The organism is Streptomyces sp. NPDC007808 (assembly GCF_042868655.1).
Taxonomy (GTDB): domain Bacteria; phylum Actinomycetota; class Actinomycetes; order Streptomycetales; family Streptomycetaceae; genus Streptomyces.
Window position 1 is genome coordinate 59,711 of record NZ_JBIAEQ010000012.1, and the last position, 13,353, is coordinate 73,063.

A 13,353-nucleotide genomic window follows, 5' to 3' on the forward strand; every position below is an offset into this window, starting at 1 on the left:
GCCTCGGGAGGAAGGCCTCAGGGGAGGAAAGCGTCAGGGGAGAGACCCTCAGGGGAGGAGAGCGTCAGGGGAAGAGACCCTCAGGGAGGATGCTCACTCCCAGTCCCACCCGATGCCCACGATGCCCGTGCGCACTCGTGGCTCCACGAGGTGCACCGAACGGTGCAGCCCGCTGAGGGCCAGCCCCTGGCGTCCGCTGCGGGGCGCTGCCGGGGAGTGCTGGGAGAAGCGGTGGCAACGGACGGGGAGGGTGTTCTCGGCGAAGCGGACCTGCAGGGCGTACTGGCCGCCCGCGAGAGGGAAGCCGCGGGCGTACTCGCGGGACACGTCGGCCGTGCCGTCCTCGACGGCGTAGCGGAAGAGGTAGGTGTCCCCGGCCCGCAGTCGTGTGCCGAAGAGCAGCTCGGCGACGAGGACTCCGGTGTCGTGGTGCCGGCGGATGCGTCCCGTGCGGCAGTTCTCCAGGGCGTGCACCGCCATGCGTTCCGGTACGCATCCCGGGTCGCCGTGGTGGACGGCCACGAAGCGGTCCACGCCGTCCTTGTGGGCCCGAACGATGTGATGCGACTCGCGTCCGGCGAGTTCGCGGAGGGCGCCGATGCGTACCCGCTCGTGGTGGGCGAGCGTGTGCACGCCGCTGTCCACCGGACAGTCGAGGTCGGCGAGCAGCTGCTCCAGGACGCCCGAGGCCTCCACCAGGGAACGGTAGGAGCGAGCTGCGGGCCGCTGAAGGGCCGGGTGGTCGTCGGGGTCCTCGAGCAGCCGGATGAGGGACTCCTCCGGCAACTGGAGAATCTCCTCCAGCGCCCGTACGGCTCGCAGTGACTCAGGCCGCTGCGGCCTGCGGGCCCCCTGCTGCCAGTAGCTCAGGCTGGTGACGCCGACCTTCACACCGCGGCGGGACAGATGGTGCTGCACACGCTGCAGCGGCAGTCCCCGGGCGGCTATCGCCGCGCGCAGAGCGACGTGGAAGGGGCCGCCCCGCAGGGCCGTGTCCAGTTCCGCGGTGGCTGGGGCGGGGATGTCCGCGTGCTGAGTGGCGTGCGGCATGCAGGGGCCTTTCTGTGGTGTTCACAACGGCTGGTCGGACCGTTCGCGCGGCTGCTCGGGGCCACCCCGTGGGCGCGGCAGAGGTTCTTCACGTCCGTACGCCGTCGTTCACGGCCCCGAGTTCCTCCGCATTGAAGCGTGTTGACCAATCCCCGACAACACCTGATGCCCAACGCGAAGCAGGTCTGGCCGAGTCCTGATGCCGTCGTGCGAGCGAGATCCTCAAGCGGCCCCGCACGTCAGGGCGTTGCGCGTACACGGCTGCGGGCATCCCGGGTCGGCCCGTGGGGTGCGCCGTGCGGCAGCGCGAGCGGCGGTGAGGCGCTGTGCGTGACGAGGGCGGCGAGCGCCATCGGCCCCACTTCCGGATCACCTCGCCCGTCGGTGTCGGCCTGCTCACACCGACGTCGGGCACCCGGTCCCACGGCACCGGGTTCTCACGGTCACGGGCGCGCGTACGAGGGGCCGCAGCCGCACGGGTGAGCCACGGGGGCTGCGCCGGGGGCGGGGCCGGCACCGGTGCTCATGGTTGTCCACAGCCTCGTCGGACTGTCAGCCCTCGCCAGTAGGGTGTGAGACATGGCCGACCCCTCCAGCTACCGCCCCAAGCCGGGACAGATCCCGGACTCTCCCGGGGTGTACAGGTTCCGTGACGAGCACCGCCGGGTGATCTACGTCGGAAAGGCGAAGAGCCTGCGCCAGCGCCTGGCGAACTACTTCCAGGACCTGGCGGGCCTCCATCCGCGCACCCGCTCGATGGTCACCACGGCCGCCTCCGTGGAGTGGACCGTCGTGTCCACGGAGGTCGAGGCGCTGCAGCTGGAGTACTCCTGGATCAAGGAGTACGACCCCCGGTTCAACGTCAAGTACCGCGACGACAAGAGCTACCCGTACCTCGCGGTGACGATGAGCGAGGAGTTCCCGCGTGTGCAGGTGATGCGCGGTCACAAGAAGAAGGGCGTCAGGTACTTCGGTCCGTACGCGCACGCGTGGGCGATCCGTGACACCGTCGACCTCCTCCTGCGCGTCTTCCCCGTGCGCACCTGCTCGGCCGGCGTCTTCAAGAACGCCCGCCGGACCGGCCGCCCCTGCCTGCTCGGCTACATCGGCAAGTGCTCCGCCCCCTGCGTGGACCGCGTCTCCGCCGAGGAGCACCGGGAACTGGCCGAGGAGTTCTGTGACTTCATGACCGGCCGCACGGGCACCTACCTGCGCCGCCTGGAGAAGCAGATGATGGAGGCGGCCGAGGAGATGGAGTACGAGCGGGCGGCCCGCCTGCGCGACGACATCGAGGCCCTGAAGAAGGCCATGGAGAAGAACGCGGTCGTGCTCGCCGACGCGACCGACGCCGACCTCATCGCGGTCGCCGAGGACGAGCTCGAGGCGGCCGTGCAGATCTTCCACGTCCGGGGCGGGCGGGTGCGCGGGCAGCGCGGCTGGGTCACCGACAAGGTCGAGGAGATCACCACCGGAGCCCTCGTCGAACACGCGCTCCAGCAGCTCTACGGGGAGGAGACGGGGGACGCCGTCCCCAAGGAGGTTCTCGTCCCCGCCCTGCCCGACCCGCTGGAGCCCGTGCAGGAGTGGCTGTCGGGGCGCCGCGGCGCCAACGTGTCGCTGCGCATCCCGCAGCGCGGCGACAAGCGCGCCCTCATGGAGACCGTCGAGCGCAACGCCCAGCAGGCCCTCGTGCTGCACAAGACCAAGCGCGCCTCCGACCTGACCACGCGATCGCGTGCCCTGGAGGAGATCGCCGACGCCCTGGACCTGGACAGCGCCCCGCTCAGGATCGAGTGCTACGACATCTCCCACCTGCAGGGTGACGACGTCGTGGCCTCCATGGTCGTCTTCGAGGACGGACTGCAGCGCAAGAGTGAGTACCGCCGTTTCCAGATCAAGGGCTTCGAGGGGCAGGACGACGTCCGCTCCATGCACGAGGTGATCACCCGCCGCTTCAAGCGCTACCTCGCCGAGAAGGAGAGGACGGGGGAGTGGAGCGACGGCGAGGGCGCCCTCTCCGACACCTCGTCCGCCCCGCTCTCCGACACCTCCGACGCCCTCACGGAGGCCGGCTCCGCCCCTCTCGAAGTCGGCCTCAAGGACGACGACGGCCGTCCCAAGCGCTTCGCCTACCCGCCGCAGCTCGTCGTCGTCGACGGTGGCCGGCCGCAGGTCGCCGCCGCCCGGCGGGCCCTCGACGAGCTCGGCATCGACGACATCGCCGTCTGCGGCCTGGCCAAGCGCCTGGAGGAGGTCTGGCTGCCCGGCGAGGACGACCCTGTCGTGCTGCCTCGCACCAGCGAGGGCCTCTACCTGCTCCAGCGCGTCCGCGACGAGGCCCACCGCTTCGCGATCACCTACCAGCGCACGAAGCGGGCCAAGCGCTTCCGGTCGAGCCCGCTGGACGAGGTCCCGGGCCTCGGGGACACCCGCAAACAGGCGCTGATCAAGCACTTCGGTTCGGTGAAGAAGCTGCGATCCGCGACAATCGAGGAGATCTGTGAGGTTCCCGGCATAGGTCGCAAGACGGCCGAGACCATCGCCGCGGCCTTCGCCCAGGCGGCCCCGGCCGCACCCGCCGTGAACACGGCGACGGGAGAGATCATGGAAGACGAGGACTCCGCGACAACGACGGAGACCTCGGGGGAGCCCGTGTCCGCGGGCGCCCCGGACGAACGACGGGGGCAGGAGAGATGAGCGAGCACGAGACACAACCCACGGCCGAGCGAGATCGCCGCGCCCGGGAAACCCACCAGGAGACCGGCGAGGACCTCACCCGGCAGGACACACCCCAGGAAGACGGAGCACAGGTGAGTACGGGCATCGAGGCAGCCGGGGCCCCCGAGGCGACCATCCCCGAGCTGGTGATCATCTCCGGTATGTCGGGGGCGGGCCGCTCGACGGCCGCGAAGTGTCTGGAGGACCTCGGCTGGTTCGTCGTCGACAACCTTCCGCCCGCGCTGATCCCCACCATGGTGGAGCTGGGTGCCCGTTCCCAGGGCAACGTGGCGCGGATCGCGGTCGTCGTCGACGTCCGTGGCCGTCGCTTCTTCGACAACCTGAGGGAGTCCCTCTCCGACCTGGACACCAGGGGCGTGACACGCCGGATCGTCTTCCTGGAGTCCTCCGACGACGCCCTGGTGCGCCGCTTCGAGTCGGTGCGTCGTCCGCACCCGCTCCAGGGGGACGGCCGGATCGTCGACGGCATCGCCGCCGAGCGCGAGCTGCTGCGCGAGCTGCGCGGTGACGCCGACCTGGTGATCGACACTTCCAGCCTGAACGTGCACGAGCTGCGGGCCAAGATGGACGCCCAGTTCGCGGGCGAGGAGGAGCCCGAGCTGCGGGCCACGGTCATGTCCTTCGGCTTCAAGTACGGCCTTCCGGTCGACGCCGACCTGGTCGTGGACATGCGTTTCCTGCCCAACCCGCACTGGGTCCCGGAGCTGCGTCCCTTCACCGGCCTCAACGAGGAGGTCTCGGCGTACGTCTTCAACCAGCCCGGCGCGAAGGAGTTCATCGACCGCTACGCCGAGCTGCTCCAGCTGATCGCGGCCGGATACCGCCGCGAGGGCAAGCGGTACGTGACGATCGCGGTCGGCTGCACCGGCGGCAAGCACCGCTCGGTCGCCACCTCGGAGAAGCTCGCGGCACGCCTTGCCTCCCAGGGCGTGGAGACGGTGGTCGTGCATCGGGACATGGGACGCGAATGACGGGACGTACTCCGCGGCTGAGCAGGCTGCGCCGCGCGCTGCCCGAGTCGCGCGCCGACCGGCCCGTCGAGACCCGTGGCGGCCGGCCGCGCCGCCGGGGCGCCCAGCCCAAGGTCGTCGCCCTGGGCGGCGGCATGGGCCTGTCCGCCTCGCTCGCCGCGCTGCGCCGGATCACCGGCGACCTCACCGCCGTCGTCACCGTCGCCGACGACGGCGGGTCCAGCGGGCGCCTGCGGGACGAGCTGGGCGTGCTGCCGCCCGGCGACCTGCGCAAGGCGCTGGCCGCGCTGTGCGGCGACGACGACTGGGGCCAGACCTGGTCCCGCGTCATCCAGCACCGCTTCCACTCCCAGGGCGACCTGCACGACCACGCGGTCGGCAACCTGCTGATCGTCGCCCTGTGGGAGCAGCTCGGCGACCACGTCCAGGCGCTCGACCTGGTCGGCAGGCTCCTCGGGGCACATGGGCGCGTGCTGCCCATGTCCGCCGTGCCCCTGGAGCTGCAGGCACTGGTCAAGGGGCACGACCCCGACCGGCCCGAGGACGTCGACACCGTGCGCGGCCAGGCCACCGTCGCCCTCACCCCCGGTGAGGTGCAGTCGGTGCACCTCGTGCCGCACGACCCGCCGGCCGTGCCGGAGGCCGTCGCCGCCGTCCGGGACGCGGACTGGGTGGTGCTGGGACCGGGGTCGTGGTTCTCCTCGGTCATCCCGCACCTGCTCGTCCCGGAACTCCTGGACGCCCTCACCGAGACGAAGGCGCGCCGGGTACTCTCGCTGAACCTCGCCCCGCAGCCGGGAGAAACCGAAGGCTTCTCCCCGCAGCGTCATTTGGAGGTTTTGGGACGACACGCCCCTAAACTCGCCCTGGACGTGGTGCTGGCCGACGAGGCCGCCGTGCCGGACCGGGATGTGCTCACCGAGGCCGCCAAGCGGCTCGGTGCCGCGGTCGAGCTGGCGCCGGTGGCCCGGACGGACGGGACGCCCCGGCACGACCCGGAGCTGCTCGCCGCCGCGTACGACCGTATTTTTCGGATGCATGGAAGGATCGGCCCATGGCGATGACGGCAGCGGTGAAGGATGAGATCTCCCGGCTTCCCGTCACCCGGACCTGCTGCAGAAAGGCGGAGGTCTCCGCCATTCTGCGGTTCGCCGGCGGCCTCCACCTGGTCAGCGGACGCATCGTGATCGAGGCGGAGCTGGACACCGCGATGGCGGCTCGTCGGCTCAAGCGGGACATCCTGGAGATCTTCGGTCACAGCTCCGAACTGATCGTCATGGCGCCGGGCGGGCTGCGCCGCGGTTCGCGCTACGTCGTACGGGTGGTCGCGGGCGGTGATCAGCTGGCCCGCCAGACCGGTCTGGTCGACGGGCGGGGCCGCCCGATCCGCGGCCTGCCCCCGCAGGTGGTCTCCGGGGCGACCTGCGACGCCGAGGCCGCCTGGCGCGGCGCCTTCCTCGCCCACGGCTCGCTCACGGAGCCCGGCCGTTCCTCCTCCCTGGAGGTGACCTGCCCGGGCCCCGAGGCCGCGCTCGCCCTGGTCGGTGCCGCGCGCCGGCTGTCGATCGCAGCCAAGGCCCGTGAGGTGCGCGGCGTGGACCGCGTGGTCGTCCGTGACGGCGACGCCATCGGCGCCCTGCTGACCCGGCTCGGGGCACACGAGTCGGTGCTGGCCTGGGAGGAGCGCCGGATGCGCCGCGAGGTCCGCGCCACGGCGAACCGGCTCGCGAACTTCGACGACGCCAACCTGCGCCGCTCCGCCCGCGCGGCCGTCGCGGCCGGGGCCCGCGTCCAGCGCGCCCTGGAGATCCTGGGCGAGGAGGTCCCCGAGCACCTCGCCGCCGCCGGACGGCTGCGCATGGAGCACAAGCAGGCCTCCCTGGAGGAGCTGGGGGCGCTCGCCGACCCGCCGCTGACCAAGGACGCCGTCGCCGGCCGTATCCGCCGACTGCTCGCCATGGCCGACAAGCGCGCCCAGGACCTCGGCATCCCCGGTACGGAGGCCAACCTCAGCGAGGAACTCGCGGACAACCTCGCCGGATGATGTGAGGGACGTCAACGAATCGGTGCCGGTGTCCACTTGGGGCATCGGCACCGGTGTTTGTCAGTCTTTGCGCCGCTCTTGACTGGGCGTGATGTTGGCATGAGCCTGGCAGTCATTCGTCACTGTGGCGAAACACTGCTAGGGGGGTTCATGAGACCCAGAGCGAGATCGATCCTCGCTGCCGGCGCGCTCCTCATAGGTGGAGCGAGTATTGCACCCATCGCCCAGGCACAACCGGGAAGTTCACAAGAAACCGACCCGAACGAAGTCAAGGTCTTCCGCGCCGAGGTCACCAAGAAGCAGGTACCCCTGCTGCTGGCGGCCGGCCAGGACGGCCACGAACTCAGCGAGCAGGCGCCCGAGAAGGGCAAGGCCACCGTCGAGGTCTACCTCACCGACGACCAGGCCGAGAAGCTGGAGAAACAGGGCGTCGAGCTCACCGAGCACAACCTCTCCGCCAGGGCGCAGGCCCGTACCGAGAAGGCCGCCGAGGGCGTGTTCCGCCCGTACAGCGGCAGCGGGGGGCTCAAGGAGGAGATGGTCCGGGCCGGGCAGGACAATCCCGGCCTCACGAAGGTCGTCTCCATCGGCAAGACGGTGCGCGGCCAGGACATCCTGGCGCTCAAGCTCACCAAGAACGCCAAGAAGACGAAGGACGGCGCCAAGCCGTCCGTCCTCTACCTCTCCAACCAGCACGCGCGCGAGTGGATCACGCCGGAGATGACGCGGCGTCTGATGCACTACTACCTGGACAACTACAAGACGGACAAGCGGGTCAAGAAGATCGTCGACTCGACCGAGCTGTGGTTCGTCATCTCGGCCAACCCCGACGGCTACGACCACACCTTCCAGGACCCCGGCAACCGCCTGTGGCGCAAGAACCTGCGTGACAACAACGGCGACGGGACCATCAGCACCGGCGACGGCGTGGACCTCAACCGCAACTTCCCCTACAAGTGGGGCTACGACGACGAGGGTTCGTCGCCCAACGCCACCAGTGAGACCTACCGCGGTGCCTCCCCGGGGTCCGAGCCGGAGACGAAGGCGATCGACGCCTTCCAGCGCCGTATCGGCTTCGAGTACGGCATCAACTACCACTCCGCGGCCGAACTCATCCTCTACGGCGTCGGCTGGCAGGTGGCGACCGAGACCCCGGACGACGTCCTGTACAAGGCGCTGGCCGGCACACCGGAGAAGCCCGCGGTCCCCGGCTACCACCCGCAGGTCTCCTCGGAGCTGTACACGACCAACGGCGAGGCCGACGGACACGCCTCGAACGTCAACGGCATCGCGATGTTCACGCCGGAGATGTCGACCTGCCAGACCGTGTCCAACCTCGACCCGAACGACCAGTGGAACGCGGCCGACTGCCAGTCGGTCTTCAACTTCCCGGACGACGAGAAGCTGATCCAGCAGGAGTTCGCCAAGAACATCCCGTTCGCGCTCTCCGTGGCCGAGTCCGCCAAGCACCCCGACCAGCCGTCGTCCGCGGTCGGGCTGAAGGCCGCCGACTTCACGCCGGCCCCGTTCACCACCTCGTACTCGCGCGGCGCCGACCAGGAGGTCTCCGTCGTCGTACGCAAGTCCGTGCGCGACAAGGAGCTCAAGTACCGCGTCAACGGCGGCCGTACGGAGGACATGCGGCTCAAGCCCTTCAAGGGCGGTGAGAGGTACGGCGGTGAGGACAACCTCTACTTCGACGAGTACCGCGCCAAGGTCGCCGACGGCGACCCGGGCGACAAGGTCGAGGTGTGGTTCACCGGCGAGACCAGGAGCGGGAAGAAGGTCTCCAGCGAGCACTTCACGTACACGGTCGCCGAACGTCCGCGCGCGGACGTCCTCGTGGTCGCCGAGGAAGGCGTCGGCGCCCCCCATGCGCAGAAGTACGTGGACGCGCTCAAGGCCAACGGCCACCGGGCGATCGTCTGGGACGTCGCCGCTCAGGGCGCGCCGGACGCGCTCGGCGTGCTGAGTCACTTCGACACCGTCGTCCACTACACCGGCGCGAACACCCCCGGCAACGCCACTCAGCTCCAGCTGCGCGCCCACCTCAACGAGGGCGGCAAGCTGGTGGAGGCGGGCGAGCAGGCCGGCGGCAGCGTCGACCTCGGCGGCGGCACCCTGTCGAACGACTTCAGCCAGTACTACCTGGGCGCCTACACCCGTACCGCGCTCTCCGGCGCCACCGGTTTCACCGGCTCCGGCAAGCTCGGCGGCTTCACCGGAGCGCTCGGCGAGGCCACCGGCAACCCGCTCGACAAGGCCGGGAACTACAGCCTCACCTCCGACCAGCTGCCCGCCGACAAGTACCCGCAGTTCGCCGGTGCGGGCGCGGGCCAGTTCGCCGGGACCGTCAATCCGTACGGCCCGTACGCCGGTTCCTGGATGGCGGCCGCCGTGCACACCGACGACGCCTGGAAGCGGCTCACCAGGACCGTCGACCTGACCGGTGTGACCGCGGCGCAGAAGCCCACGCTGCGTACCCAGCTGCTGTGGGACGTCGAGCCCGGCTACGACAACGTCCTGATCGAGGCCCACACCGGGGCCGACGACTGGACGACGCTTCCCGAACTGGGCGGCGCCAGCAGCAACAGCGTGCCGGCGGAATGCGAGGCCGGGTTCTACATGGCCGAGCACCCCTGGCTCGCGCACTACCTGACGCAGTCGGCCGCGGGCTGCACGGCGTCCGGCACCAGCGGTTCGTGGAACGCCCTCACCGGCGCCTCCGCGGGCTGGAAGCAGGTCGAGTTCGACCTGAGCGCGTACGCCGGCAAGTCGGTCGAGATCTCGATCAGCTACGTCTCCGACCCGGGCTTCGGCGGACGCGGCGTCCTCGCCGACCAGGCCTCGCTCGTCGTCGGCGGCACGGCCACCGAGACGGAGGGCTTCGAGACCTCGCTCGGCGCGTGGAGCGTGACCGGACCGCCCGCGGGCAGCCCGGCCGTCGTCAAGAACTGGGCACGCACCGGAGCGCTGTTCCAGACGTACGGTGCGGTCACCACGGGCGACACCGTGCTGCTGGGCTTCGGCCTGGAACACCTCACCTCGGCGGCGGACCGCAAGGCGCTCATCGGAAAGGCCCTCGACTCACTTGACGACTGACACGCCGAGGTCAACTTCGCGCAACGCAAAGTGACCGAATCGAGTGATCCGGGCTTCCGGGCGGGGCGGTCCGTACCCCTACTGGCGGGTACGGACCGCCCTGCCGTGTATGAGGCATCTGGATGTCACCACGGCGGCCTCAGGGAGGTAGGGTCGTAGGCGGTCGGGGACATCCCAAACAGAGCTCGCCGGCACCGCATGGCCGGCGTACCAACGAGGAGATCGGTTCGTGACGATCCGCGTAGGCATCAACGGCTTCGGTCGTATCGGTCGCAACTACTTCCGCGCGCTGCTGGAGCAGGGTGCTGACATCGAGATCGTGGCTGTCAACGACCTGGGTGACACCGCGACCACCGCGCATCTGCTGAAGTACGACACGATCCTGGGCCGCCTCAAGCAGGAGGTCACCCACACCGCCGACACGATCACCGTCGACGGCCACACCATCAAGGTCCTGTCCGAGCGCAACCCCGCGGACATCCCGTGGGGCGAGCTGGGTGTCGACATCGTGATCGAGTCGACCGGCATCTTCACGAAGAAGGCCGACGCCGAGAAGCACATCGCCGGCGGCGCCAAGAAGGTCCTCATCTCGGCTCCGGCCTCCGGTGAGGACATCACCATCGTGATGGGCGTCAACAACGACAAGTACGACGCGGCGAACCACCACGTCATCTCCAACGCCTCCTGCACCACCAACTGCGTGGCGCCGATGGCGAAGGTCCTCGACGAGAACTTCGGCATCGTCAAGGGTCTGATGACGACGGTGCACGCGTACACGAACGACCAGCGCATCCTGGACTTCCCGCACAAGGACCTGCGCCGCGCCCGTGCCGCCGCCGAGAACATCATCCCGACCACCACGGGTGCCGCCAAGGCGACCGCGCTGGTCCTGCCGCAGCTCAAGGGCAAGCTGGACGGCATCGCGATGCGCGTCCCGGTCCCGACCGGCTCGGTCACCGACCTCGTCCTGGAGCTCGGCCGCGAGGTCACCAAGGAAGAGATCAACGCCGCCTTCCAGAAGGCCGCCGAGGGCGAGCTGAAGGGCATCCTGGAGTACACCGAGGACCCGATCGTCTCCTCCGACATCGTCAACGCCCCGGCGTCCTGCACCTTCGACTCCTCCCTGACCATGGTCCAGGAGGGCAAGAACGTGAAGGTCATCGGCTGGTACGACAACGAGTGGGGCTACTCCAACCGTCTCGTCGACCTGACGGTCTTCGTCGGTAACCAGCTCTGATATCCAGAGCAGGCACATCGTTGTGAGTGCAGGGCTCGGGCGGCGCAGGGACGCGCCGTCCGAGCCCTGACTCACGTGCAGGTCAGACCTGTTGGATCACGAGCGTTTCCGAGCGATCACGAGCCCTTCTCAGGAGTCCCCTTCATGAAGACGATCGACGAACTTCTCTCCGAAGGCGTCGCAGGCAAGCGGGTCTTCGTCCGCGCCGACCTGAACGTGCCGCTGGACGGCACCACGATCACCGACGACGGCCGTATCCGTGCCGTGCTGCCCACCGTCAAGGCGCTGGCCGAGGCGGGCGCCCGCGTGGTCGTCGCCTCGCACCTGGGCCGTCCCAAGGGCGCCCCGGACCCCGCCTTCTCCCTGGCCCCGGCCGCCGCCCGCCTCGGTGAACTCCTCGGCGCCGAGGTCGCGTTCGCCACGGACACCGTGGGCGAGTCCGCGCAGGCCACGGTCGCCGGCCTCGCCGACGGGCAGGTCGCGGTCGTCGAGAACCTCCGCTTCAACGCCGGCGAGACCAGCAAGGACGACGCCGAGCGCGGCGCCTTCGCCGACCAGCTCGCCGCCCTCGCCGACGTGTACGTCGGTGACGGCTTCGGCGCGGTGCACCGGGGGCACGCCTCGGTCCTCGACCTCCCGGCCCGTCTGCCGCACTACGCGGGCTACCTCATCGCCACCGAGGTCGGCGTCCTGAAGAAGCTCACCGAGGACGTGCAGCGGCCGTACGTCGTCGCGCTCGGCGGTGCCAAGGTCTCCGACAAGCTCGCCGTGATCGACCAGCTGCTCGGCAAGGCCGACCGTCTGCTCATCGGCGGCGGCATGGCCTACACCTTCCTCAAGGCCAAGGGCTACGAGGTCGGCATCTCCCTCCTGCAGGAGGACCAGATCCCGGTCGTCACCGAGTACATGGAGCGCGCCGAGAAGAACGGCGTCGAGATCGTGCTGCCGGTCGACGTCCTGGTCGCCACCGAGTTCCCGGACCTGAAGACCAAGGCCCCGGCCAACCCCACGACCGTCGCCGCGGACGCCATCCCCGCCGACCAGGAGGGCCTGGACATCGGTCCCGAGACCCGCAAGCTGTACGCCTCGAAGCTCGCCGACGCCGCCACCGTCTTCTGGAACGGCCCCATGGGCGTCTTCGAGCACCCCGACTACGCCGAGGGCACCAAGGCGGTCGCCCAGGCCCTCGTCGACTCCAAGGGCTTCACCGTGGTCGGCGGCGGCGACTCCGCCGCGGCCGTGCGCACCCTGGGCTTCGACGAGAACGCATTCGGCCACATCTCGACCGGCGGCGGCGCCTCCCTCGAATACCTTGAGGGCAAGACGCTCCCCGGCCTCGCCGCACTGGAGGACTGACCCTTTATGAGCACCCGCACGCCGCTGATGGCGGGCAACTGGAAGATGAACCTCAACCACCTTGAGGCCATCGCCCACGTCCAGAAGCTCGCCTTCGCCCTCGCGGACAAGGACTACGAGGCCGTCGAGGTCGCCGTCCTGCCGCCCTTCACCGACCTGCGCTCCGTGCAGACGCTGGTCGACGGCGACAAGCTGAAGATCAAGTACGGCGCCCAGGACATCTCGGCGCAGGACTCCGGTGCCTACACCGGCGAGATCTCCGGCCCCATGTTGGCCAAGCTGAAGTGCACGTACGTGGCCATCGGCCACTCCGAGCGCCGCCAGTACCACGCCGAGACCGACGAGATCGTCAACGGCAAGGTCAAGGCCGCCTACAAGCACGGCCTGACCCCGATCATGTGCGTCGGCGAGGAGCTGGACGTCCGCGAGGCCGGCAACGCCGTCCCGCACACGCTCGCCCAGGTCGAGGGCGGTCTGAAGGACCTGCCCGCCGAGCAGGCCGAGACCATCGTGATCGCCTACGAGCCCGTCTGGGCCATCGGCACCGGCAAGGTCTGCGGCGCCGAGGACGCCCAGGAGGTCTGCGCCGCCATCCGCGGAAAGATCGCCGAACTGTACTCGCAGGACGTGGCCGACAAGGTCCGCATCCAGTACGGCGGCTCCGTGAAGTCCGGCAACGTCGCCGAGATCATGGCGCAGGCCGACATCGACGGTGCCCTGGTCGGCGGTGCCTCGCTGGACGCCGACGAGTTCGTCAAGATCGTGCGCTTCCGCGACCAGTGAGTATGCGGTAGCGGCGATACGTCGTACCCTTGCGGGGGCATGGTGGCCTACCACCGTGCCCCCGTCGTCCA

At 69.8% G+C, this 13,353-nt stretch carries 9 protein-coding genes; 8 read left to right on the plus strand and 1 reads right to left on the minus strand.

All coding sequences use genetic code 11. The features are described from left to right. Positions 1-93: 93 nt before the first annotated feature. A complete protein-coding gene (locus ACFYNL_RS36990; RefSeq protein WP_388811861.1) occupies positions 94-1,050 on the minus strand; it encodes a hypothetical protein in 957 nt (318 codons plus the stop codon). Between the two features lie 579 nt (positions 1,051-1,629). Between ACFYNL_RS36990 and uvrC the strand changes: the two genes are divergently transcribed. The 8 genes from uvrC (at position 1,630) to tpiA (ending at position 13,282) form a co-directional block, all read left to right on the plus strand. Beyond that, entirely contained in the window at positions 1,630-3,747 is a 2,118-nt protein-coding gene (gene uvrC / locus ACFYNL_RS36995; RefSeq protein WP_388811864.1) for an excinuclease ABC subunit UvrC, read from the plus strand. Then, positions 3,744-4,760: an RNase adapter RapZ gene (gene rapZ, locus ACFYNL_RS37000; protein WP_388811866.1), complete on the plus strand. Its 1,017-nt coding sequence runs from the start codon at positions 3,744-3,746 to the stop codon at positions 4,758-4,760. Before uvrC ends, rapZ begins: the two co-directional genes overlap by 4 nt. Next, the gene (yvcK, locus tag ACFYNL_RS37005) at positions 4,757-5,824 is read left to right on the plus strand and encodes a uridine diphosphate-N-acetylglucosamine-binding protein YvcK (protein WP_388811869.1); all 1,068 of its coding nucleotides are present in this window, start codon (positions 4,757-4,759) and stop codon (positions 5,822-5,824) included. Before rapZ ends, yvcK begins: the two co-directional genes overlap by 4 nt. After that, entirely contained in the window at positions 5,815-6,804 is a 990-nt protein-coding gene (whiA, locus tag ACFYNL_RS37010) for a DNA-binding protein WhiA (RefSeq protein ID WP_190070616.1), read from the plus strand. The genes yvcK and whiA overlap by 10 nt, the downstream gene beginning before the upstream one ends. Before the next feature lie 150 nt (positions 6,805-6,954). After that, positions 6,955-9,906, plus strand: coding sequence for a M14 family zinc carboxypeptidase (locus tag ACFYNL_RS37015; protein ID WP_388811872.1), 2,952 nt, complete (start codon positions 6,955-6,957; stop codon positions 9,904-9,906). A gap of 229 nt (positions 9,907-10,135) precedes the next feature. Then, positions 10,136-11,143: a type I glyceraldehyde-3-phosphate dehydrogenase gene (gene gap / locus ACFYNL_RS37020; protein ID WP_388811874.1), complete on the plus strand. Its 1,008-nt coding sequence runs from the start codon at positions 10,136-10,138 to the stop codon at positions 11,141-11,143. 144 nt (positions 11,144-11,287) lie between these two features. Next, positions 11,288-12,499: a phosphoglycerate kinase gene (locus tag ACFYNL_RS37025; RefSeq protein ID WP_388811877.1), complete on the plus strand. Its 1,212-nt coding sequence runs from the start codon at positions 11,288-11,290 to the stop codon at positions 12,497-12,499. A 6-nt stretch (positions 12,500-12,505) separates the two neighbouring features. Continuing rightward, positions 12,506-13,282 carry a triose-phosphate isomerase gene (tpiA, locus tag ACFYNL_RS37030; RefSeq protein WP_388811880.1) on the plus strand — a complete coding sequence of 259 codons (777 nt, stop codon included), beginning with the start codon at positions 12,506-12,508 and terminating at the stop codon, positions 13,280-13,282. Positions 13,283-13,353 lie beyond the last annotated feature (71 nt).

Excerpts from the sequence above, each read along its gene's own strand:
- ACFYNL_RS36990 (WP_388811861.1), bottom strand. The coding sequence starts at position 1,050 with ATGCCGCACGCCACTCAGCACGCGGACATCCCCGCCCCAGCCACCGCG.
- uvrC (WP_388811864.1), top strand. The coding sequence starts at position 1,630 with ATGGCCGACCCCTCCAGCTACCGCCCCAAGCCGGGACAGATCCCGGAC.
- rapZ (WP_388811866.1), top strand. The coding sequence starts at position 3,744 with ATGAGCGAGCACGAGACACAACCCACGGCCGAGCGAGATCGCCGCGCC.
- yvcK (WP_388811869.1), top strand. The coding sequence starts at position 4,757 with ATGACGGGACGTACTCCGCGGCTGAGCAGGCTGCGCCGCGCGCTGCCC.
- whiA (WP_190070616.1), top strand. The coding sequence starts at position 5,815 with ATGGCGATGACGGCAGCGGTGAAGGATGAGATCTCCCGGCTTCCCGTC.
- ACFYNL_RS37015 (WP_388811872.1), top strand. The coding sequence starts at position 6,955 with ATGAGACCCAGAGCGAGATCGATCCTCGCTGCCGGCGCGCTCCTCATA.
- ACFYNL_RS37025 (WP_388811877.1), top strand. The coding sequence starts at position 11,288 with ATGAAGACGATCGACGAACTTCTCTCCGAAGGCGTCGCAGGCAAGCGG.
- tpiA (WP_388811880.1), top strand. The coding sequence starts at position 12,506 with ATGAGCACCCGCACGCCGCTGATGGCGGGCAACTGGAAGATGAACCTC.